The organism is Mycobacterium nebraskense, assembly GCF_002102255.1.
In the GTDB taxonomy this organism is placed as follows: domain Bacteria; phylum Actinomycetota; class Actinomycetes; order Mycobacteriales; family Mycobacteriaceae; genus Mycobacterium; species Mycobacterium nebraskense.
The window spans coordinates 39,130-59,765 of the sequence record NZ_LQPH01000158.1; the positions used below are offsets into that span (position 1 = coordinate 39,130).

Genomic DNA, 20,636 nt, shown 5'->3' on the forward strand with positions numbered 1-20,636 from the left:
TGAGCGCATAATGGTTAGTACGCCAGTGTCGCGGCGAGCGGAGCCTTTCGTGTAGCTGGCGATCGACTTCGGCTCGCGTAGGTCCCGGCTGAGCTTTCGCTGTGACCCCTGCGGCACCGAAGTAGGGAGACGGTATGGCGAAGGTGGCTCAACTGCCGATGACCGTCGACCTCGAGCCGGTGCAACTCGTCGCCGCGGATGGCACACCGACGTCCGAACTTCGCTATGGCCGCGACCTTCCCGCGGAGACACTGTGCTGGCTCTACGAAATGATGGTGGTCACCCGCGAGCTGGACACCGAGTTCATCAACCTGAAGCGCCAGGGAGAGTTGGCGTTGTTCGCGTCCTGCCGCGGTCAGGAAGCCGCCCAGGTGGGCGCGGCGGCCTGTTTGCGCAAGACGGACTGGCTGTTTCCCCAATACCGGGAGCTCGGTGCGTATCTGGTACGCGGCATCCCGCCCGGGCACGTCGGTGCGGTGTGGCGCGGAACCTGGCATGGCGGACTGGAATTCACCAAGAAATGCTGCGCCCCGACCTCGATTCCGATCGGCACCCAGACCCTGCATGCCGTCGGCGCGGCGATGGCCGCGCAACGTCTGGGCGAGGATTCGGTGACGGTGGCCTTCCTCGGCGACGGCGCCACCAGCGTGGGGGACGTGCACGAGGCGTTGAACTTCGCGGCCGTGTTCACCACGCCATGCGTGTTCTTCGTGCAGAACAATCAGTGGGCGATCTCGGTGCCGATCCACAAACAGACCGCGGCACCGTCCATCGCGCACAAGGCAATCGGCTACGGCATGCCGGGGATCCGGGTGGACGGCAACGATGTGCTGGCCTGCTATGCGGTGATGGCCGAGGCTGCCGCCCGCGCCCGGGCGGGCGATGGCCCGACCCTGATCGAGGCGGTCACCTACCGACTCGGCCCGCACACCACCTCCGATGATCCCAGCCGCTACCGGACCCAGGAGGAGGTGGACCGCTGGGCGGCGCTCGACCCGATCCCGCGCTACCGCACCTACCTTCAGGGGCAGGGCTTGTGGTCGGACCGATTGGAGGACCGGGTCGCTGCCCGCTCGAAGCGCATGCGCGCCGAACTGCGCGACGCGGTGTTCGATGCACCCGATTTCGACATCGACGAGGTGTTCACCACGGTGTACGCCGAGATGACGCCCGGGTTGCAGGCGCAGCGCGAAGCGCTGCGAGCCGAACTCGACCGAAGCGATTGGGAGGCGTGAATGACTCAGCTCGCCGATCGTCCGGCCAGTCCCGATGAAACTCTCACCGCCGCAGCGGAGAACGTCGCGCTCGGCGCTCAGGCGCTGACCATGGTTCAGGCGCTCAACCGTGCCCTGCACGACGCGATGGCCACCGATGAACGGGTGCTGGTCTTCGGCGAGGACGTCTCGGTCGAGGGAGGGGTGTTTCGGGTAACCGAAGGGCTGGCCGAAACGTTCGGCGAGAAACGCTGTTTCGACACGCCGCTGGCGGAATCCGCCATCATCGGCATCGCAGTGGGGCTGGCCTTACGCGGCTTCGTGCCGGTGCCGGAGATTCAGTTCGACGGGTTTTCCTACCCGGCCTTCGATCAGGTGGTCAGCCATCTGGCGAAGTACCGAACCCGCACCCGCGGCGAGATCAACATGCCGGTGACGGTACGGATCCCGTCCTTCGGCGGAATCGGTGCGGCCGAACACCATTCGGACTCCACCGAATCGTATTGGGCGCATACCGCCGGCCTGAAGGTGGTGGTCCCATCCAGCCCGGCCGACGCATATTGGCTCCTTCGCCACGCGATCGCCTGCCCGGACCCGGTGATGTACCTCGAGCCAAAGCGGCGCTATCAGGTCCGCGGTGCGGTCGACACGGAGCGGCCCGAACCGCCGATCGGGCGGGCGATGGTGCGACGGCCCGGCTCCGATGTAACCGTCGTGACCTACGGGAGCTTGGTCAGCACCGCGGTCGCCGCCGCGGAAGAGGCGCAGCGACAACGCGGTTGGAGCCTGGAGGTCATCGACCTGCGGTCACTGGTTCCGTTGGACTTCGACACCGTGGCGGCGTCGATTCATCGGACCGGACGTTGCGTGGTGATGCACGAGGGGCCTCGCAGCCTGGGATATGGCGCCGGTTTGGCCGCCCGGATTCAAGAGGAAATGTTCTACGAGCTGGAGGCGCCGGTGTTGCGCGCCTGCGGGTTTGACACCCCGTACCCGCCGGCTCGGCTGGAGCGACTGTGGCTACCGGGCCCTGACCGGCTGCTGGACTGCGTCGAGCGTGCGTTGGGTCAACCGTGAGCGCCGACGACCGGGTCAAGGCATTCCGGGTTCCCGACCTCGGTGAGGGATTACAGGAAGTGACGGTGACGCACTGGAACGTCGTCGCGGGCGACGAAGTCGAGCTCAACCAGGTGTTGTGCTCGGTGGAGACCGCCAAGGCGGAGGTGGAGCTGCCCAGCCCGTATGCGGGGCGGATCGTCGAAACGCACGGGGGCGAGGGCGATGTGCTCGCGGTGGGGGCGGTGCTGGTCCGTATCGACACGGCGCCGGTGAACGGCGACATCCCCGCGGACGCCGGGGAGATCCCCACGCTGGTCGGCTATGGCGCGGACGCCGGCATCGACGCCAGCCGACGGACCAGCCGCCCGCGCGCCGCGCCTCCAACGCGCAAATTGGCCAAGGAGCTAATGGTTGACCTGCCCTCGCTGCAGCACGACCCTGACAGCATCATCACCCGCGCGGACGTGCTGGCGGCGGCCGGCCAAAACGGCGCCGACGTCCGGCCGGTACGCGGCGTGCAGGCCCGAATGGCCGAGAAGATGACGTTGTCGCACAGAGAGATCCCGGCCGCCAAAGTCAGCGTCACGGTTGACTGCACCGAATTGATGCGGCTCTCGGACCTGGCGTCGACGGATCAGAAGATCACGCCGTTTGTCCTCACAATGCGGCTGCTGGTGATTGCGCTACGCCACAACGAGATCCTCAACTCGACATGGGTTGACTCGTCCGATGGCCCGCGGGTTCGCGTCGAGCATCGACTGCATCTGGGATTCGGGGTGGCCACCGCCCGGGGACTGCTGGTCCCGGTGATCACCGACGCGCACACTAAGACAACGCGCGAACTGGCAAGTCGGGCAGCCGAATTGATCACCGGCGCGCGGGAAGGCACGCTCACGCCGGGGGAGTTGCGCGGCTCTACATTTACGGTGTCGAACTTCGGGGCGCTGGGCGCCGACGACGGCGTGCCGGTGATCAACCATCCCGAAGCGGCAATCCTGGGGATGGGCGCAATCAAACCGCGCCCGATGGCGGTCGGTGATCAGGTCGTGGTGCGCCCGACGATGACGCTGACCTGCGTGTTCGACCACCGAGTCGCCGACGGCGCCCAGGCGGCCCAGTTCATCACCGAGCTGAGGGACCTGATCGAGTCACCCATGACCGCGTTGCTCGACCTGTAAGAGCTCAGGGGTGCGGCGGTACGGGGCACCAAAACAGGCCGCAGTTGAAATTGGGCTGGTGAAAAGGCGGTGGGGGCGGGTACGGCGGCGGGTTGTCGGTGTCCCAGCACTGATTCCAATACTTGTTCTCACCCCATGCCGGGTTCCACGGCTGGTTCGGGCACCAATACACCTGCGGCGCAAGGCCCGGCTGGGCGTGGGCGGTGCCCGCAATCAGTGCGGCTCCGGCCGCCGCGACCCCGGTGGACAATAGGACCCCGGCGGCGATTCGGGTGAAGATGTGGGTGATGTGCACGCTGCATGTCCTTTGCTCATGCGCCAGGCTGGATGGCGTCTTCGCCGCAAGCGCACCGCGGTGGCTGCGCTACCGATCCCAACCCGCTCACACCACGCTCGGCGCTACCGGCGTTGCGCCGCGGCCAGTCGCTGGGCGAATTCCGGCGACTGGATGGAGTAGGCCTGCGGCCCAAGCTCTGTGCGCATGGCGAAGACGTGTTGCTCGTGATCCAGCGATCCCGGGGTGACGGTGGCGCGCATGGTGGCCTTCGTCGCCAGCACGACCTCGCGCGGGGCACCCGCGGGCCCCGCGGCCAGCTCCAGCGCCGCGGCGACCGGATCGTCGGCGACCGAAAGCGCCAAGCCGTGGTGCACGGCGGCTTCGGCGTCGAAACGCATGCCGAAGAGCAGAGCCGCGCGGGCGACCTGGGGGCCCACCGCCCGCTGCAGCATCCACGTCGCACCACCGCCGGGATGCAGGCCCAGCTTCTGGAATCGGGCGTCGAACAACGCCGCCGGTCCGGCGATGCGCACGTCGGCGGTCAGTGCGAGATTCAGACCCGCGCCGACCGCCGCGCCGTTGACCGCGGCGATGGTGGGCAGCCGGCAACTGCCGACGGCCATGAAGCCGTCGTAGAGCTGCTGCAGACCCGTCTCGGCTTTGTCCCCGCCCGCGGCGCCGAGCGCGCTGAGGTCCGCGCCGGCGCAGAAGGCCTTGCCGGCACCGGTGACGACCACGGCGTGCACGTCGGGATCGGCCTCGGCTCGCTCGACGGCAGCGCGCAGGCGCGCCGACATCTCGGCGGTCACCGCGTTGCGTCGGTCGGGGTCGTTGACGGTGATCAGCGCGACGCGATTGTCGACGGTGAACAACACGAGTTCGGATTGGGCCATCGGGCACCTCCGCGGCTTGGGGTTGGCGGGTCTGTGCAACGCACGATTGCTGTGCCGTCGGCTGCGACTCCGGGGCAGGGTAAGGGTACTGCGGGGCGTGCTCACGGACGGTGGCCGGTGTTGAGCGCGGTCGGTCCGAGTTTTCGCCGAGTGGGCACCAGGCAAGCTCTCGTCGACGACTAAGGCACCTGGGGCGGCAGCTGTCGAGGAAAGGCATGGCTGGTCGCCGTGTGCACCCGCTCCGGGACCCTATTAATTGCCTTCGTATTGCGTTTGACCCCGCAGGAGATTGCTTAACTTCGAGTATTTCCAAAGAATGGTTGAACGAACGCGAATGCTTTTGGGGTCGCGTGCTCGAGCCGTCACCCGAAAGGCTGCCGGGGCATCAATTGGCGGCAAGGATGTCGTCGGTCCGGCCATGAATTACCTGGACGTAGTTCAGCACGGTGACACGTTGCTGCGTCACATCACGAAGCCCACGGAATCATCCCGAGTCACGCCGCGGTCTTGGCTAGTCTGCTTACCCTGCCTCGGGTCTTGCCAATTTCTTCGCCAGCTGATCGAGCGCCGCTTGGCGCCGTCGTACCGCACACGCTCGTTGGTCCCGCTGCGTCCCCTGGATCACTGTGGTTGACGACGCGTCGCATCGCAACCTCGTGTTCGCGTAGTGGATTGCCGCATCGATCATTTCGATGTAGCGCTCCGCGTCATCGACGGCACATGTGCCCTCGATGCGCTGGACCTCGTCCCAACAGGGATAGGTGGAGTACCTGGCATCGAGCCTTTGCTGCGATACCTGCAGACCGAAGTAGGCGCGCCAGTCTCGGCTTAGCCACCCCCGTGTCTTGACCTCGACCTTGATTCTGTTCCCCAGACCGGCTACGAACTTTGGTTCCCCGACTCGCACCACCGGTTGCCAGTCGTCCGACGTCATCGTCGACCACCCCTCGAATAGAGACGCCATAAGTCATGATCCCCCTGCTGGCGTCGTCTGCTCGCACGACACGCCAATTGTTGTTCCCTAACCGTCTAATTGGCAACCTCTTGGCGCGGGCACCGCCGCGATACTTGTTAAGAGCCATTTACACCGTTGTGTCTTCCAGCGCGCCGGCCAGTGCGCGAGGCCGCCAAGGAGCTTTTGAGAATCCGCCAAGGCCTACCGCTGATGCTGGTGCCGGGCTGGCGAGAGCGCGCGCCATTAGACACCGACGGCAGGAGCACTTAATGCGAACCGTGGCGGAGAAGGACGACAAGAAAATCGGTTACCTCCGCCTGGCGATTGTGTCTGCTGTAATCGCCGTCCTGATCGCGGTCGGTCTGGGTCTCATCTCCGCGAACAAACCCGCCGCGGGTCATCCGTGTTCGATGCGGAATGCGACGACGCATGACGCGACCGGCCACACGGTCTCCTGCGACAGAACGACTGCCAGTGCGCACGACCTTGTGTGGCAGCTCGCACCGGCGTCGTAGTGGCGGTTCGCGGTTGCACACCGGCCGTGGGATGGGTGACGCTTGGACGGGTCAATCCGGTGCGCTAACGAGGGGATGCGCGATGGCAAAGGTTTTGTTCGTAGTGACTGGCGCAAGTTACTGGACACTCAAGGACGGCACGAGGCATCCGACCGGCTATTGGGCCGAGGAGTTCGCTGCACCGTACCGCGAGCTCACCAACGCCGGTCATGAGGTCGTGGTGGCTACCCCGAAAGGCGTTGTCCCGCATGTGGATGTGATGAGCCTGCGTCCGTCGATGGCCGGCAGTGAAGAGATCGCTCGGGACCTAGAGGAGATCCTGCGGTCCGCCGAGGAATTGCGCCGCCCGATCGAGTTGGCCGACGCCCGCCTCGAGGACTATGACGCCGTCTACTACCCGGGCGGCCATGGCCCGATGGAGGATCTGTGGCAGGACGCCGACTCGGGTCGGCTGCTCATCGCGGCGCTCGCCTCCGGCAAGCCGCTGGCCATCGTATGCCACGCGCCGGTCGCCATGATGGCCACTCGGCGAGACGGGGTTTCGCCGTTCGCCGGCTACAAGGTCACGGCCTACACCAACGACGAAGAGGATGCCGTCGGGCTGCGGGAGAAGGCGCGGTGGACCGCCGAGGACGAACTGGTGAAGATGGGCGTCGACTTCTCCCGTGGCGAAGTCTGGAAGCCCTACACCGTGAAAGACCGCAATCTCTTCACGGGCCAGAACCCGGCCTCCGCTGCGCCTCTGGCGAAAGAGTTCATGAAGGAACTCCGTTAAGCGACTGCCGAACGGCCGTTGCCGGTCCACACTTGAAGAATGAAAATGTGTGACTTCACCGCCTGCGCGCTGATCGCAGCACCCCTGCCGTCGACGTCAGCGCGGGTGGCGTGACCGTGCCCGAGCCGGATCGGCGCGGCCCGCTGAAAGGCCTTTCGGACGTACGCGCGTTCTTTCACACCAATACCGTGCCGCTGTACTTCATTTCGCCGACCCCGTTCAACCTGCTCGGCATCGACCGCTGGATACGAAACTTCTTTTACCTCACATACTTTGACGCGTTCGAGGGCATACATTCACGCGTGTTCGTGCCCCGGCGGCGCGACCGCATTGATTTCGAATCCATGGGAGACGTCTGCAACCACCTCCTGCGCGATCCCGAGACGCTCGAGTTCATCGCGGGCAAGGGTCCGGGTGGCAAAGCCTGCTTTGTGATGATGGACGAGGAGACCCAGGCCCTCGCGCGGCAGGCGGGTCTCGAGGTCATGCATCCGCCGGTGGAGCTGCGCAATCGTCTCGGCTCCAAGACCGTCATGACGCGCCTGGCCGACGACGCGGGCGTACCGAGCGTGCCCCACACGATGGGACGGGCCGGCTCCTACGACGAACTGCTGACGCTCGCGCAGAACGCCGGATTGGGCGATGACCTCGTCATCTCGATCCCGTACGGCGCCGCGGGCAGCGGGACCTTCTTCGTCCGCGGCCAGCGCGATTGGGACGAGCACGCCGGTGACCTGACCGCGCAGCAGGAATTCAAAGTCATGAAGCGCATCCGCAATGTCGAGGTGTGCATCGAGGGCGCCGTGACCCGCCACGGCACCGTGATCGGGCCCGCGATGACCAGCCTCGTGGGTTACCCGGAGCTGACCCCGCACCGGGGTGCGTGGTGCGGCAACGACATTTGGCGCGAAGTTCTGCCGCCGGACCAGACGCACGCCGCGCGGGAAATGGTGGGAAAGCTGGGCGACATCTTGAGCCGCGAGGGGTACCGCGGATATTTCGAGGTGGACCTTCTGCATGACTTGGACTCCGACCAGCTCTACCTCGGGGAAGTGAACCCTCGTCTGAGCGGCGCCAGCCCGATGACGAATCTGACGACCGAGGCCTACGCCGATATGCCCCTGTTTCTCTTTCACCTGCTCGAGTACATGGACGTGGAGTACGAGCTCGACATCGAGGGAATCAACGCTCGCTGGGAGCGCGGTTATGGCGAGGACGAGGTCTGGGGCCAGGTGATATTGACGGAGACCTCGCCGGATGTCGAGCTCTTCACCTCGACGCCTCGCACCGGTGTGTGGCGCATCGATGACGACGGCCGTGTCTCCTTTTCGCGCACGGCCAACGACTGGGCCACGCTGCTCGACGGGTCTGAGGCCTTTTACATGCGGGTGGCGGCCCCCGGCGACTTACGTTCGGAGGGCGCACAACTCGGGGTGCTCGTCACCCGCGGACACCTGCAGACTGACGATTACCGGCTCACCGAGCGCTGCCAGCGCTGGGTCAAGGGCATGAAGGCGAAGTTCGTCTCGACGCCCCTGGCGCCGGCCACGCCCATCGTCTCGCGGCTCGTCGCGCGCGCGTGAGCGTCCCGGCCGGAATCTCCCTGGACAACTGGCTGTTGGCGCCCTATGCGCGGTGGTCGTTCCAGCACGTCGAAGACTTCGTGCCGACCGCTTTGATCCCGCGGGGGACGGGGCCGATCGCCGCGCTGCCCGCGGTTCCCAATCCGGTGGCTGAGATCCCCGTGACCAACACTGACGGGGCGGCCACCACGGTCGGCGCGGTGATGGCCGCCACCGTCACCGACGGGTGGGCCGTCGCCCACCGCGGGTCGCTGGTGGCCCAGGAGTACCTCGACGGCATGGCGGCCGACACCCGGCACCTGGTGTTCTCGGTGAGCAAGTCACTGGTGGGTGCCGTCGTCGGCGCGCTGTATGAGGCCGGTGCGATCGAGCTTGACGCGCCGGTCACGGCTTTCGTTCCTGGGTTGGCGAATTGCGGCTACGCCGGTGCGACGGTGCGCCACCTGCTGGATATGAGGTCGGGTATCAAGTTTTCAGAGAACTACGACGACCCGGCCGCGGAGATACACCTGCTCGATCAGGCGATGGGCTGGGCGCCCAAGAGCAGTCCGGACGCCCCGTCCACGCTGCGCGACTTCCTGCTGACCTTGCGGCAGAAGTCAGCTCACGGCGGCCCGTTCGAATATCGCTCGTGTGAGACCGACGTACTGGGCTGGATCTGCGAGGTCGCCGGCGGCCAGCGGATGCCCGGACTGATGTCGGAACTGCTGTGGAGCCGCATCGGCGCCCAATACGACGCCACCATCGCTGTCGATCCCGTCGGCACGGGGTTCTTCGACGGCGGCGTCAACGCCTGCCTTACCGACCTGATCCGGTTCGGGTCGCTGTTCTTGCGCGACGGTGTCTCGCTGACCGGCCAGCAAGTGATACCGGCGGCGTGGGTCGCCGACACCTTCGACGGCGGCCCCGACTCGCGGCAGGCGTTCGCCGCCAGTCCCGACCACGACACTGATTTGCCCGGCGGGATGTACCGCAACCAAATGTGGTTCCCCTATCCAGGCAGCAACGTCGTGTTGTGCCTGGGCATGTGCGGCCAGATGGTCTATGTCAACCGCGCCGCGGAGACGGTCGCCGCCAAGGTGTCCACGCAGCCCCACTCCCACGAGCCGCACATGCTGGACACGCTGCGCGCCTTCGATGCGGTGGCACACGAGCTGGCTGGAATCACCAGTTAGTTCGCGGCCGCCTGCCCGTTCTTGCTTGTGCTACAACAGTTGTGGCTAACGTTGGGCACCGGTGATGCCCCGCCACCTTGCAACGAATCATGGTCATTGGCGATGATTAACGATGAGCTTCGAGTCGTCTCCGGCGCGCGGGTTAGAGATGGCTCGCCACGAAAGTCGCGGCCTGACTGGGCATTCCGGAGTGCTCATACGACAGGTGTGCCGCGGAGAACATCTCGTCATGTGTCGGCAGCGACAGGCCCCCGCCCGGAGTGCAAATCGGGTCGCCGGGCGCGCACAAGTCAATGGCTTTAGCCCCATACCAGGGGCTGATCTCGCTTATCGGCCCACCCAGATATCTATCGGTCGGATTCCCGAAGACGGCGACGGCGGCAACGTGATCAGCCTGGTCTGCCGATAGCGTGGCGGCGTTAAAGCCGGCAACCGATGCTCGGGCGATGGTGATCAGATCTATGACCATCGCGCCTTGGGAATATCCCCCGAGCACCAGCTTGGTGTTCGGGCAGTTCGCGACCATGGATTGAACGTGAGCGTTCGCATCGCTGGCGCCGGCCGATGCGGACGGGGGCCAATCTTCGGTGGCGGGATAGTTGACGGCATACACCCCGAAGGACCGGCCGCCAACCTGCGAGCGCAGTGAATCGACAAAGGCTTGTCCGACCCCACCAACACCAGCTGGCTCGCTGGTGCCCCGGGCAAAGGTCACCTCGACGTCCGGGCAGGGAGCAGCGGACGCGGGGGCCATGAGGATCGGTGCGCTCAGCAGCGTCGCGCAGGGTATCGCCACCGCAGCGCCCAACCAGCGAGGGAATTGGCGTGCGTTCACGTCCTAATGCTGACATATCGTGACCCAGGCGTACCGCCCAAATTGCGCTGTAGAGCGCGTAGTGGTGTCAAGGATCAGCCGAAACCACTGTCAAGCATCAGCCGAAACCACTGTAAAGGATCAACCGAAACACTGTCAGGCCTCACCCGAAGCCGAAACGTCAAGCATCAACCGACGTCATACAAGCTCAGAGTGCCCCCGGCACGACTCGAACGTGCGACCTAGGGATTAGAAGGCCCTTGCTCTATCCACCTGAGCTACGGAGGCATTGTGCAGGTCAGTCTATCCAACGGCGTGTCGTAATCCGACTCGCCGCCACGACGCGCGCGAAAAGCGTTCCGGCTCCGCGGTTATCGGCTATGGTTGGGAACCTCGACACACGTAGAACACCGGCCGGTCATCGGCCGTTTACCGCAATGAGGCGTGTGCATACCGTCGAGGGGTGGCGTTGCTATGAGCGTGACCATGCACTTGACTTCACGGTGCTCGTGGGCTGGTACCCAGGCAGCACGCCTCGCGGGCGATGCGATGGATGCCTATCGGGCCGGCACGCTGTTGCTGCGCGGCTCGCCGATGGCGCTGGGCTGCCTAGTCGGCTGGCTTTCCACCGAGTTTCCCCCGCACGTCTTGACCGGGCACGCGTTGTCGCGGGTTTCGCACCCGTCGATCGGCCGCGTCGGCACCACCTGGGCGGCGCAGCGGGCGGATCGGGCCCTCACCACGGCGTTAGAGGAGTCCCTCGGTCCGGACTTCCGCGAGCAGGTGTGCCACCCGGCCAGCATCAAGCCCGTCTGTGCCTCGCGTGGCGGCATGTTGAGCAGGCCCGGGCCACACCGCCGGTACGCGGCACAGACATCAAATATCTCCTACGGTCCTCGTGGACGCGACAACCTGCTCGACATCTGGCGGCGCGACGACCTGGCCCCGGGCTGCCGGGCGCCGGTGCTGATCCAGGTCCCCGGCGGGGCGTGGACAGTCGGCGACAAACGAGTGCAGGCCTACACGCTGATGAGCCGCATGGCCGAACTCGGCTGGATCTGCGTCTCGATCAATTACTGCAAGAGCCCGCGTTCCACATTTCCCGCGCACCTCATCGACGTGAAGACGGCAATCGCGTGGGTCCGCCAAAACATCGCCGACTACGGCGGCGATCCCGACTTCATCGCGATCACCGGCGGGTCGGCGGGTGGGCACCTGGCCTCCCTGGCCGCGCTCACCCCGAACGACCCGACGTTCCAGCCCGGATTCGAGGGCGCCGACACGACTGTTCAAGCCGTCGCGCCCTATTACGGCGTGTACGACTTCACCGACTTCGAGAACATGCACGGCTTGATGCTGCCGTTCCTGGAGCAGTTCGTGGTGAAGGCCCGCTACGGCGACGAGCCCGAGCGGTTCAAGGCGGCGTCACCGGTTTCCTACGTGCACAGCGAAGCACCGCCCTTCTTCGTGCTGCACGGCGAGAAGGACGAACTGGTTCCCAGCGGCCAGGCCCGAACCTTCTGCGCGGCGCTGCGGGCGGCCGGCGCTTCGACGGTGGCTCACGCCGAACTCGCCAACGCGCACCACGCGTTCGACATCCTCTCGACGGTGCGATCGCGGCTGGCCGCCGACGCCGTCGCCGATTTCTTGGGTGTCATCTACGGCCGGCGCGTCAGCTCGCTGCTGGACTTCGTCCCGATGTCGGCTACGTCCGCCAGCTGAGCCCGGGCCCCCGGTAACCGGCCCCAGGGCCCGACCGCTCCTTTCACCAGCGCCGCAACCCGACTAGCGTTGTGTTGGCGATGGGGACGGCGGCGGGTCCGAGGCAGGAGGCTTGATCTTCGGTGACAGGGTTGGCGCGTCGGTCGGAGGGCCATGACTGAGTCCGTCGAGGTCGTGAAATTGTCCGACCAGCTTGGACCGGTCGACTATCTGATGCATAGGGGCGAAGCGAATCCCCGGACGCGGTCGGGGATCATGGCGCTGGAACTCCTCGACACCACGCCGGACTGGGATCAGTTCCTGACCCGATTCGAAAACGCCTCCCGACGGGTGTTGCGGCTGCGGCAGAAGGTGGTCGTGCCCACCTTGCCGACCGCGTCACCCCGCTGGGTGGTCGACCCCGATTTCAACCTCGAATTCCATGTGCGCCGGATGAGGGTGGCCGAACCCGGCACACTGCGTGACGTTTTCAACCTCGCCGAGGTGATCCTGCAATCGCCGATGGACATCTCCCGGCCGCTGTGGACGGCCACCCTGGTCGAGGGTCTGGCCGGTGGCAAAGCGGCGACGCTGCTGCATGTCAGCCACGCGGTCACCGACGGCGTCGGCGGGGTGCAGATGTTCGCCGAAATCTACGACCTCGAGCGCCACCCGCCGGCCAAGCCGACGCCCCCGCTGCCCATCCCGCAGGACCTCACGTCCAATGACCTGATGCGGCAAGGCATTAACCATCTGCCGACCGCCGTGATCGGTGGCGTTCTCAGCGCGGTGTCCGGGGCGGTGTCGGCGGCCGGACGCGCGGTCCTGGAACCGGGATCCACCGTGTCCGGGATCGTGGGTTACGCCATGTCGGGGATGCGGGTGCTCAACCGGTCGGCCGAACCGTCGCCGCTGCTGCGACGGCGCAGCCTGGCCACCCGCACCGAAGCGATCGACATCCCGCTCTCGGACCTGCACCGGGCCGCCAAGGCCGGGGGCGGATCGATCAACGACGCCTACCTCGCGGGCCTGTGCGGCGCCTTGCGGCGCTACCACGAGGCGCTCGGCGTGCCGATCAGCACGCTGCCGATGGCGGTGCCGGTGAGCCTGCGGGCCGATGCCGATACGGCCGGCGGCAACCGGTTCACCGGTGTCAACCTGGCCGCTCCCGTGGGTACCGTCGACCCGGTCTCGCGGATGAAAAAGATCCGCGCGCAAATGACGCAGCGCCGCGACGAGCCCGCGATGAACATCATCGGTTCAGTCGCACCGCTGCTCAGCGTCCTGCCGACCGCGGTGCTCGAGGGGATCACCGGTTCGGTGATCGGCTCCGACGTCCAAGCCAGCAATGTCCCGGTGTACCCCGGAGACACTTACATCGCGGGTGCAAAGGTGTTGCGGCAGTACGGTATCGGTCCACTGCCCGGGGTGGCGATGATGGTGGTGCTGATCTCGCGCGGCGGCTGGTGCACCATCACCGTGCGCTACGACCGCGCGTCGGTTCGCAACGAACCACTGTTCGCTCAATGCCTGCTCGAGGGCTTCGACGAAATTCTGGCGCTGGCCGGTCAGGGGGCACCCCACGCGGTGCCCGCCTCGTTCACCGAACCGGCGACTTCGGCACGGACGGTGTCGGGCTCATGAGCGTCTCGAAAGACCAGGCAGACGAGCGCGGAGCACCCGGGGCGGACATGCGTTTGCCGGGCTCGGTCGCCGAAATCATGGCCAGCCCACCGGGTCCCAAGATCGGGGCGTTCTTCGACCTGGACGGGACGCTGGTGGCCGGCTTCACGGCGGTGATCCTCACCCAGGAGCGGCTGCTGCGTCGTGACATGGGCGTGGGCGAGCTGCTCGGCATGGTCCAGGCCGGCCTGAGCCACACTTTCGGGCGCATCGAGTTCGAGGACCTCATCGGCAAGGCCGCCGCGGCATTGGCCGGCCGCTTGTTGGACGACCTGGAGGAGATCGGCGAGCGGCTGTTCGTGCAGCGGATCGAGTCGCGGATTTACCCGGAGATGCGCGAGCTGGTGCGGGCGCACGTGGCTCGCGGACACACCGTGGTGCTCAGCTCCTCGGCGCTGACCATCCAGGTCAACCCGGTGGCGCGATTCCTGGGCATCTCGAACATGCTCACCAACAAGTTCGAGACCACCGAAGACGGGATGCTCACCGGCGGTGTGCAGAAGCCGATCCTTTGGGGACCGGGCAAAGCCGCTGCGGTGCAACGGTTTGCGGCCGAGAACGGCATCGACCTGAAGGACAGCTACTTCTACGCCGACGGGGACGAAGACGTCGCCCTGATGTACCTGGTCGGCAACCCGCGCCCGACCAATCCCGAGGGCAAGATGGCCGCCGTGGCCAAGCGCCGCGGCTGGCCGATCCTGCGATTCAGCAGCCGGGGTCCGGTGGGTCTGCGGCGGCAGCTGCGCACCCTCGCCGGCTTCGGCTCGATGTTCCCGGTTGCCGCAGGCGCCGTGGGCATCGGCGTGCTGACCCGCAACCGGCGGCGCGGGGTCAACTTCTTCACCTCGACCTTCTCCCAGCTGTCCCTGGCGATCACCGGCGTGCACCTCAACGTCATCGGCCAAGAGAACCTGACCGCGCAGCGGCCGGCGGTGTTTATCTTCAATCACCGCAACCAGGTTGACCCGGTCATCGCCGGCGCGCTGGTGCGCGACAACTGGATCGGCGTGGGCAAGAAGGAGCTGGAGAAAGACCCGATCATGGGCACGCTCGGCAAGCTGCTCGACGGCGTGTTCATCGACCGCGACAATCCCGCCGCCGCGGTCGAGACGATGCACGCGGTCGAAGACCGGGCCAGGAAGGGGCTGTCGATCGTCATCGCCCCGGAGGGCACTCGGGTCGACACCACCGAAGTCGGGCCGTTCAAGAAGGGGCCGTTCCGCCTCGCCATGGCGGCCGGAATTCCGATCGTCCCGATTGTGATCCGCAACGCGGAGCTCGTCGCCGCCCGAAACTCCACCGTCATCAATCCCGGCACGGTCGATGTTGCGGTGTTTCCGCCGATTTCGGTGCAGGACTGGACCGTCGAGAACCTGCCGGAGCGCATCGCCGAGGTCCGTCAGCTGTATCTGGACACGCTGGCGAACTGGCCTGTCGATGAGCTGCCCCAAGTCGACCTGAACGCGGAGAAGAAGGCGGCGACCAAGGCTAAGGGCCCAGCGAAAAAGACTACTGTTAAGGCCGTTTCGAAGGCACCGGCAAAAAAGGCGCCGGCGAAGAAGGCCGCCTCGAAAGTTAAGCCCGCCAAGGCGAATCCCCACGAGTCCCAGGCCGATCTCAAAGATGGTGAGGCACAACGTCCCACCGAGGCGGCCGTCAGCGCCGAACCGCCGGAATCTCCGCCCGAAGGGTGGCCGTGACCGAACCGGCCGCGGATACCACCGCGGTCCTCACCGGCCAAGACTCGCTGGTGTTGGCCTCCATGGCCTCGCCGATCGAGAGGGAACTGGTGACGGCCTGGATGGCGCAACAACGCGCCGACAAGCCGGAGACGAGATTCGACGTCCTGGAACTGCCACCGCCCAACGCGCCGCCCGGTGCGCTGACCGCACTGATCGAGCAGCTCGAGGCCGGCGACAATGCCGGTGACGACGCCACCGACGACCGTTCCATCGTGCCGGTGCGGGTGTTCTGGCTGCCACCACCGGATCGCGGCAGAATCGCCAAGCTGGCCGGCCTGCTACCCGGGCGGGATCCCTACCACCCCAACGAACGTCAGCAACTGCACATCATGCGGAACGCGCCCCAGCGGGCGCGAGTGGTGGCCGGCGAACCGGCCAAAGTCTCCGAACTGCGCCAACAGTGGCGCGACATCACCGTCGGCGAGAACGAGAGCGACTTCGCCCGGTTCGTCATCCGCCGCGCGCTGCTGGCGCTGGAACGCGTCGAGTACCGGATCCTGGGGCCGCAGTACAAGTCTCCGCGGCTGCTGAAGCCGGAGATCCTGGAGTCCAGCCGATTTCGTGACGGCCTGAAGAAGATCCCCGGGGCAACCGTCGACGAGGCGGGCGAGATGCTCGACGAACTCTCCACCGGCTGGAGCAGGGTGTCCGTCGACCTCGTTTCCGTCCTCGGCAGGATGATCAGCCGCGGATTCGACCCGAAGATCGACTACGACGGGTATCAGGTCGCGGCGATGCGCACCGCCCTGGAAACCCACCCGGCGGTGCTGTTGTTCTCGCACCGCTCCTACATCGACGGCGCGGTTGTGCCGGTAGCGATGCAGGAAAACCGGCTACCGCCCGTGCATGTCTTCGCCGGTATCAACCTGTCGTTCGGCGCGATGGGTCCGCTGTTGCGCCGGTCCGGCGTCATCTTCATCCGCCGCAACATCGGCGAAAATGCACTCTACAAATACGTCTTGCGCGAATACGTCGGCTACATCGTCGAAAAGCGGTTCAACCTGAGTTGGTCGATCGAAGGCACCCGCTCGCGCACCGGCAAGATGCTGCCCCCAAAACTCGGCCTGCTGGCCTACGTCGCCGACGCCTACCTGGACGGCCGCAGCGAAGACATCCTGCTGCAACCGGTGTCCATCAGCTTCGATCAGTTGCACGAGACCGACGAGTACGCGGCCTACGCCCGCGGTGGCGAGAAGACACCAGAAGGTGTGGGCTGGCTGTACAACTTCATCAGGGCGCAGGGCGAACGCAACTACGGCAAGATCTACGTTCGCTTCCCGGAAGCCGTTTCGATGCGCCAGTACCTGGGTCCGGTGCACGGTGCGCTGGCCCACGACCAGGACGCCAAACGGCTTGCGCTGCAAAAGATGTCGTTCGAAGTTGCGTGGCGAATACTGCAGGCGACTCCGGTGACGGCGACGGGTCTGGTGTGCGCCTTGCTGCTGACCACCCGCGGCGCGGCGTTGACGCTCGATCAGCTGCACCACACCCTGCAGGACTCGCTCGACTATCTGGAACGCAAACAAACCCCGATGTCGACGAGCGCATTGCGGCTGCGCTCGCGCGACGGGGTCCGCGCGGCGGTCGACGCGCTGTCCAACGAGCACCCGATCACCCGGGTCGACGGTGGCCGGGAACCGGTGTGGCGCATCGCACCCGACGAGCAACACGCGGCCGCGTTCTACCGCAACTCGCTGATCCATGCCTTCCTGGAGACCTCCATCGTCGAACTCGCGCTGGCACACGCCCGGCATGCCGAGGGCGACCGGATGCAGGCCTTCTGGGATCAGGCGATGCGGCTGCGCGACCTGCTCAAGTTCGAGTTCTACTTCGCGGACTCGGCGGCGTTTCGGGACAACATCGCCGAAGAGATGGCCTGGCACGACGATTGGGAAGCCCACGTCGCCGCGGGCGGCGACGAGATCGAGGCGCTGCTGTTCGCCAAGCGCCCGCTGATGGCAGACGCGATGCTGCGGGTGTTCTTCGAGGCCTACGAGATCGTCGCCGACGTGCTGCGGGACGCGCCGGCCGACGTCGACCAGAAGGAATTGACGAAATCGGCCCTCGGCGTGGGCCGCCAATACGTGGCGCAGATCCGGGTCCGCAGCAGCGAATCGGTGTCGACGCTGCTCTTCGCCACCGCGTATCAGGTCGTCGTCGATCAGGACCTGATAGCGCCCGCCCCGGACCTCGCCGAACGACGGACTGCTTTTCGGGCGGAACTGCGGGACGTCCTGCGCGATTCCGATTACGTCGGGCGGATCGCGCGCAACCAGTTCGTCGCCCGCGAGATCAAGGCGCGTCAGGAGCGCCTGACTCGGTAGTCGCCGGCCCGCGCCCATACCCTGGCTATATGACGGTCGATCGGTCGGTGACCACGCCCCGCGCGCTGGTATGGCCGCTGCTGCTCGGCGTCGCGCTGCTGGCGGGCTGCACGGCGGCCGGTATCGGGGCGCTGTCGCTGGCCGACGCGCTGACCGCCACGGGTTTGCCGAACCCGGGCCCGGCGACCACGCTGGGACTGCCGTTCGTCCGGGCGGCGGGGGAGATCGCCGCGGTGCTGGCCGTCGGGTCGTTCCTGTTCGCGGCGTTTTTCGTGCCACCGCAACGCAGCGGCGTCCTGGACGCCGACGGCTACCGGGCGCTTCGGCTGGGGACGGTGGCGTCGGGGGTCTGGGCGGTGTGTGCCGCCCTGCTGGTACCGCTGACCATCTCCGACGTGTCGGGTCGACCGTTGGTCGCGCTGCTCAACCCGGTGCGGATCTGGTCGGTGGCGGGGCTGGTCACCACCGCCTCCGCGTGGCGCTGGACCGCGGCGCTGGCCGCGCTGGTGATGCTGGCCAGCCTGTCGGTACTGCGCTGGTCGTGGACGCCGTTGCTGTTCGCCGGCTCGCTCCTGACGCTCATCCCGCTAGGGCTAACCGGCCATTCGTCGGCCGGTGGTTCGCATGACCTGGCGACCAACAGCCTGCTGATCCACCTCGTGGCCGCCGGCCTGTGGGCAGGTGGCCTGCTGGCGTTGGCCGCATACGGGTTGCGCGGCGGCGGGCACATCGCCCTGGCGGCGCGGCGGTTCTCCGCGATCGCGCTGTGGTGCTGGGTCGCGATGGCGCTCAGCGGCGTGATGAACGCCGTGGTGCGCGTGCCGCCCGGTGACCTGTTGACCACCGATTACGGGCGCTTGGTGATCGCCAAGTTCGTCGCGCTGTGCGTTCTCGGGGTCATCGGCTGGCGCCAGCGGCGGTCCTCGGTCGCCCGGCTGCAGGCGGAACCGACTCACCCCGGGGCCCGCCGCGCCCTGCTCGGACTGGCGCTTGCCGAGGCCGCGGTCTTCGGCCTCACCTTCGGTGTCGCCGTCGGGCTGGGCCGCACCCCGCCGCCACCACCGCCTAGCAGGCTGCCCTCGATTCCCGAAGCCGAGATCGGCTACGACTTCAACGGGCCGCCCACCCCGGCGCGCATCCTGTTCGACTGGCGCTTCGACTTGATCTTCGGCAGCGCCGCGATCGTATTCGCCGGCCTCTACGTGGCCGCCGTGGTGCGCCTGCGCCGCCGCGGCGATGCCTGGCCGCCGGGCCGGACCGCGGCCTGGCTGCTCGGCTGCCTCGCTTTGCTGTTCGTCACCTCGTCGGGCGTCGGCCGCTACATGCCGGCGATGTTCAGCATCCACATGGTCGCCCACATGGGCCTGTCGATGCTGGTGCCGATCCTGCTGGTGCTCGGCGCCCCGGTGAGCCTGGCCCTGCGGGCGTTGCCCGCCGCCGGCCGCGAGGACCCGCCCGGTATGCGGGAATGGCTGCTGGCCGCGCTGCACAGCCGGCTGTCGCGGTTCCTCACGAACCCGGTCGTCGCCACCGTGCTCTTCGTCGCCGGTTTCTACGGGCTGTACCTGTCGAGCCTGTTCGACACGGCCGTCGGCAGTCACGCGGGACATCTCGCGATGAACGTGCACTTCCTGCTCAGTGGCTACCTCTTCTACTGGATCGTCATCGGGGTCGACCCCACCCCGCGCCCGATCCCGCCGCTGGCCAAGGTGGGCGTCGTGTTCGCGTCGTTGCCGCTGCACGCGTTCTTCGGGGTGGTGCTGATGGGCACCCGCAAGGTGCTCGGCGCCGACTACTACCGCTCGCTCGGTTTGAGCTGGCACACCGACCTGCTGAGTGACCAGCGATTGGGTGGCGGCATCGCCTGGGCGGCGGGGGAGCTGCCCCTGGTGATCGTGATGCTGGCGCTGCTGGTGCAGTGGGCGCGCAGCGACAACCGCACCGCCCGGCGGCTGGACCGCGCCGCCGAACGCGACGACGACGCCGATCTGGTCGCCTACAACGCGATGCTGGCCGAACTGGCGCGGCGCGACACGCCGAAGCGCTCTCACCAACCCGCCGACTAATCCACAGTCGCGGTTTCTTCCACAGGGCCAGCGCGCATCGCCGGATTCAGGGTCTTTTCGCCCGCCGGCCCGTCGGTGGCGCCGAGCTCAATGGCAGCCAGGACGGGCGGTGACGCGTTCGCCGCCCAAAGCAACCGAGAAGGGATCAGGCCAATGTTCGAAACCCCGCTTACCGTCGTCGGGCACATCGTCAACGACCCCCAGCGCCGCAAGGTCGGCGATCAGGAGGTCATCAAATTCCGGGTGGCCAGCAACTCACGTCGCCGCACCGGTGACGGTGGCTGGGAACATGGGAACTCGCTGTTCATCACCGTCAACTGCTGGGGAAAGTTGGTCACCGGTGTGGGTGCCGCGTTGGGCAAGGGCGCGCCGGTGATCGCGGTCGGCCAGGTGTACACCAGCGAGTACGAGGATCGCGACGGAAATCGCCGTTCGTCGCTGGAGATGCGCGCGACGGCCGTGGGACCGGACCTGTCACGGGTCATCGTGCGGATCGAGAAGCCGGGTTACACCGGTCCCAATGCGGAGCAGACGGTCGCGAATGGAACTTCGGGGGCAGCCGCCGACGTTGGTGGTGACGAGGACCTCAAGGCCGGCGACGACCCGGCTGACTCCGATAACACCGCCACCGACCGCGCCAAGCTGTCCGTTCTCACTTGACGGTCGGCTTAGGGGCAGGCCG

Annotated in this window: 17 protein-coding genes and 1 tRNA gene; 13 read left to right on the forward strand and 5 right to left on the reverse strand. The window is 66.7% G+C overall.

Annotation, left to right across the window (positions count from 1 at the left end):
* The first annotated feature begins 134 nt into the window (after positions 1-134).
* The 3 genes from pdhA to AWC17_RS23860 are packed head-to-tail and all read left to right on the forward strand — an operon-like array spanning position 135 to position 3,451.
* Positions 135-1,235, forward strand: a complete 1,101-nt coding sequence (gene pdhA, locus AWC17_RS23850) for a pyruvate dehydrogenase (acetyl-transferring) E1 component subunit alpha (RefSeq protein ID WP_046182823.1) — start codon at positions 135-137, stop codon at positions 1,233-1,235.
* The gene (gene bkdB, locus AWC17_RS23855; protein ID WP_046182824.1) at positions 1,236-2,291 is read left to right on the forward strand and encodes a 3-methyl-2-oxobutanoate dehydrogenase subunit beta; all 1,056 of its coding nucleotides are present in this window, start codon (positions 1,236-1,238) and stop codon (positions 2,289-2,291) included.
* Complete coding sequence (locus AWC17_RS23860; protein ID WP_046182825.1) at positions 2,288-3,451, forward strand: dihydrolipoamide acetyltransferase family protein; 1,164 nt, start codon at positions 2,288-2,290, stop codon at positions 3,449-3,451. The genes bkdB and AWC17_RS23860 overlap by 4 nt, the downstream gene beginning before the upstream one ends.
* Before the next feature lie 4 nt (positions 3,452-3,455).
* On the opposite strand, the gene AWC17_RS23865 is transcribed toward AWC17_RS23860, so the two are convergent.
* The 3 genes from AWC17_RS23865 to AWC17_RS34040 form a co-directional block, all read right to left on the reverse strand.
* The gene (locus tag AWC17_RS23865; protein WP_046182826.1) at positions 3,456-3,746 is read right to left on the reverse strand and encodes an Mtp family mycobacterial-type pilin; all 291 of its coding nucleotides are present in this window, start codon (positions 3,744-3,746) and stop codon (positions 3,456-3,458) included.
* A 104-nt stretch (positions 3,747-3,850) separates the two neighbouring features.
* The gene (locus tag AWC17_RS23870) at positions 3,851-4,621 is read right to left on the reverse strand and encodes an enoyl-CoA hydratase (protein ID WP_046182827.1); all 771 of its coding nucleotides are present in this window, start codon (positions 4,619-4,621) and stop codon (positions 3,851-3,853) included.
* 520 nt (positions 4,622-5,141) lie between these two features.
* Complete coding sequence (locus AWC17_RS34040) at positions 5,142-5,555, reverse strand: hypothetical protein (RefSeq protein WP_046182840.1); 414 nt, start codon at positions 5,553-5,555, stop codon at positions 5,142-5,144.
* Positions 5,556-5,854: 299 nt separating this feature from the next.
* Between AWC17_RS34040 and AWC17_RS23880 the strand changes: the two genes are divergently transcribed.
* The 4 genes from AWC17_RS23880 to AWC17_RS23895 all read left to right on the forward strand — a co-directional run bounded on the left by AWC17_RS23880 (position 5,855) and on the right by AWC17_RS23895 (position 9,624).
* Positions 5,855-6,091 (forward strand): hypothetical protein, encoded by a 237-nt coding sequence (locus tag AWC17_RS23880; RefSeq protein ID WP_141224746.1) that lies wholly within the window; start codon positions 5,855-5,857, stop codon positions 6,089-6,091.
* 82 nt (positions 6,092-6,173) lie between these two features.
* A complete protein-coding gene (locus AWC17_RS23885) occupies positions 6,174-6,866 on the forward strand; it encodes a type 1 glutamine amidotransferase domain-containing protein (protein WP_046182829.1) in 693 nt (230 codons plus the stop codon).
* Between the two features lie 110 nt (positions 6,867-6,976).
* Entirely contained in the window at positions 6,977-8,449 is a 1,473-nt protein-coding gene (locus AWC17_RS23890; RefSeq protein ID WP_141224747.1) for a biotin carboxylase, read from the forward strand.
* Complete coding sequence (locus AWC17_RS23895; protein WP_046182831.1) at positions 8,446-9,624, forward strand: serine hydrolase domain-containing protein; 1,179 nt, start codon at positions 8,446-8,448, stop codon at positions 9,622-9,624. Before AWC17_RS23890 ends, AWC17_RS23895 begins: the two co-directional genes overlap by 4 nt.
* Positions 9,625-9,766: 142 nt before the next feature.
* Here AWC17_RS23895 and AWC17_RS23900 read toward each other — a convergent pair whose 3' ends face one another.
* Together AWC17_RS23900 and AWC17_RS23905 are read right to left on the reverse strand one after the other, a co-directional pair.
* Entirely contained in the window at positions 9,767-10,459 is a 693-nt protein-coding gene (locus AWC17_RS23900; protein WP_231588394.1) for a cutinase family protein, read from the reverse strand.
* A gap of 193 nt (positions 10,460-10,652) precedes the next feature.
* Positions 10,653-10,726: transfer RNA gene (locus tag AWC17_RS23905), tRNA-Arg, on the reverse strand.
* Between the two features lie 186 nt (positions 10,727-10,912).
* On the opposite strand from AWC17_RS23905, the gene lipQ reads away from it, so the two are divergent.
* The 6 genes from lipQ (at position 10,913) to AWC17_RS23935 (ending at position 20,614) form a co-directional block, all read left to right on the forward strand.
* The gene (gene lipQ / locus AWC17_RS23910) at positions 10,913-12,160 is read left to right on the forward strand and encodes an esterase LipQ (protein ID WP_046182833.1); all 1,248 of its coding nucleotides are present in this window, start codon (positions 10,913-10,915) and stop codon (positions 12,158-12,160) included.
* A gap of 153 nt (positions 12,161-12,313) precedes the next feature.
* Positions 12,314-13,783 carry a WS/DGAT/MGAT family O-acyltransferase gene (locus tag AWC17_RS23915; RefSeq protein WP_046182834.1) on the forward strand — a complete coding sequence of 490 codons (1,470 nt, stop codon included), beginning with the start codon at positions 12,314-12,316 and terminating at the stop codon, positions 13,781-13,783.
* Positions 13,780-15,522 carry an HAD-IB family hydrolase/lysophospholipid acyltransferase family protein gene (locus AWC17_RS23920; RefSeq protein WP_046182835.1) on the forward strand — a complete coding sequence of 581 codons (1,743 nt, stop codon included), beginning with the start codon at positions 13,780-13,782 and terminating at the stop codon, positions 15,520-15,522. Before AWC17_RS23915 ends, AWC17_RS23920 begins: the two co-directional genes overlap by 4 nt.
* On the forward strand, positions 15,519-17,888 hold the full coding sequence (locus AWC17_RS23925) for a glycerol-3-phosphate 1-O-acyltransferase (RefSeq protein ID WP_046182841.1): 2,370 nt from the start codon (positions 15,519-15,521) through the stop codon (positions 17,886-17,888). Before AWC17_RS23920 ends, AWC17_RS23925 begins: the two co-directional genes overlap by 4 nt.
* A gap of 29 nt (positions 17,889-17,917) precedes the next feature.
* A complete protein-coding gene (locus AWC17_RS23930; RefSeq protein WP_047323142.1) occupies positions 17,918-19,954 on the forward strand; it encodes a bifunctional copper resistance protein CopD/cytochrome c oxidase assembly protein in 2,037 nt (678 codons plus the stop codon).
* A gap of 153 nt (positions 19,955-20,107) precedes the next feature.
* On the forward strand, positions 20,108-20,614 hold the full coding sequence (locus tag AWC17_RS23935; protein ID WP_046184460.1) for a single-stranded DNA-binding protein: 507 nt from the start codon (positions 20,108-20,110) through the stop codon (positions 20,612-20,614).
* The last annotated feature ends 22 nt before the right edge of the window (positions 20,615-20,636 follow it).

Coding starts and splice junctions, on each gene's coding strand:
- AWC17_RS23885 (WP_046182829.1), top strand. CDS start 6,174: ATGGCAAAGGTTTTGTTCGTAGTGACTGGCGCAAGTTACTGGACACTC.
- AWC17_RS23930 (WP_047323142.1), top strand. CDS start 17,918: ATGACGGTCGATCGGTCGGTGACCACGCCCCGCGCGCTGGTATGGCCG.
- AWC17_RS34040 (WP_046182840.1), bottom strand. CDS start 5,555: ATGACGTCGGACGACTGGCAACCGGTGGTGCGAGTCGGGGAACCAAAG.
- lipQ (WP_046182833.1), top strand. CDS start 10,913: ATGAGCGTGACCATGCACTTGACTTCACGGTGCTCGTGGGCTGGTACC.
- AWC17_RS23915 (WP_046182834.1), top strand. CDS start 12,314: ATGACTGAGTCCGTCGAGGTCGTGAAATTGTCCGACCAGCTTGGACCG.
- AWC17_RS23935 (WP_046184460.1), top strand. CDS start 20,108: ATGTTCGAAACCCCGCTTACCGTCGTCGGGCACATCGTCAACGACCCC.
- AWC17_RS23870 (WP_046182827.1), bottom strand. CDS start 4,621: ATGGCCCAATCCGAACTCGTGTTGTTCACCGTCGACAATCGCGTCGCG.
- pdhA (WP_046182823.1), top strand. CDS start 135: ATGGCGAAGGTGGCTCAACTGCCGATGACCGTCGACCTCGAGCCGGTG.
- AWC17_RS23920 (WP_046182835.1), top strand. CDS start 13,780: ATGAGCGTCTCGAAAGACCAGGCAGACGAGCGCGGAGCACCCGGGGCG.
- bkdB (WP_046182824.1), top strand. CDS start 1,236: ATGACTCAGCTCGCCGATCGTCCGGCCAGTCCCGATGAAACTCTCACC.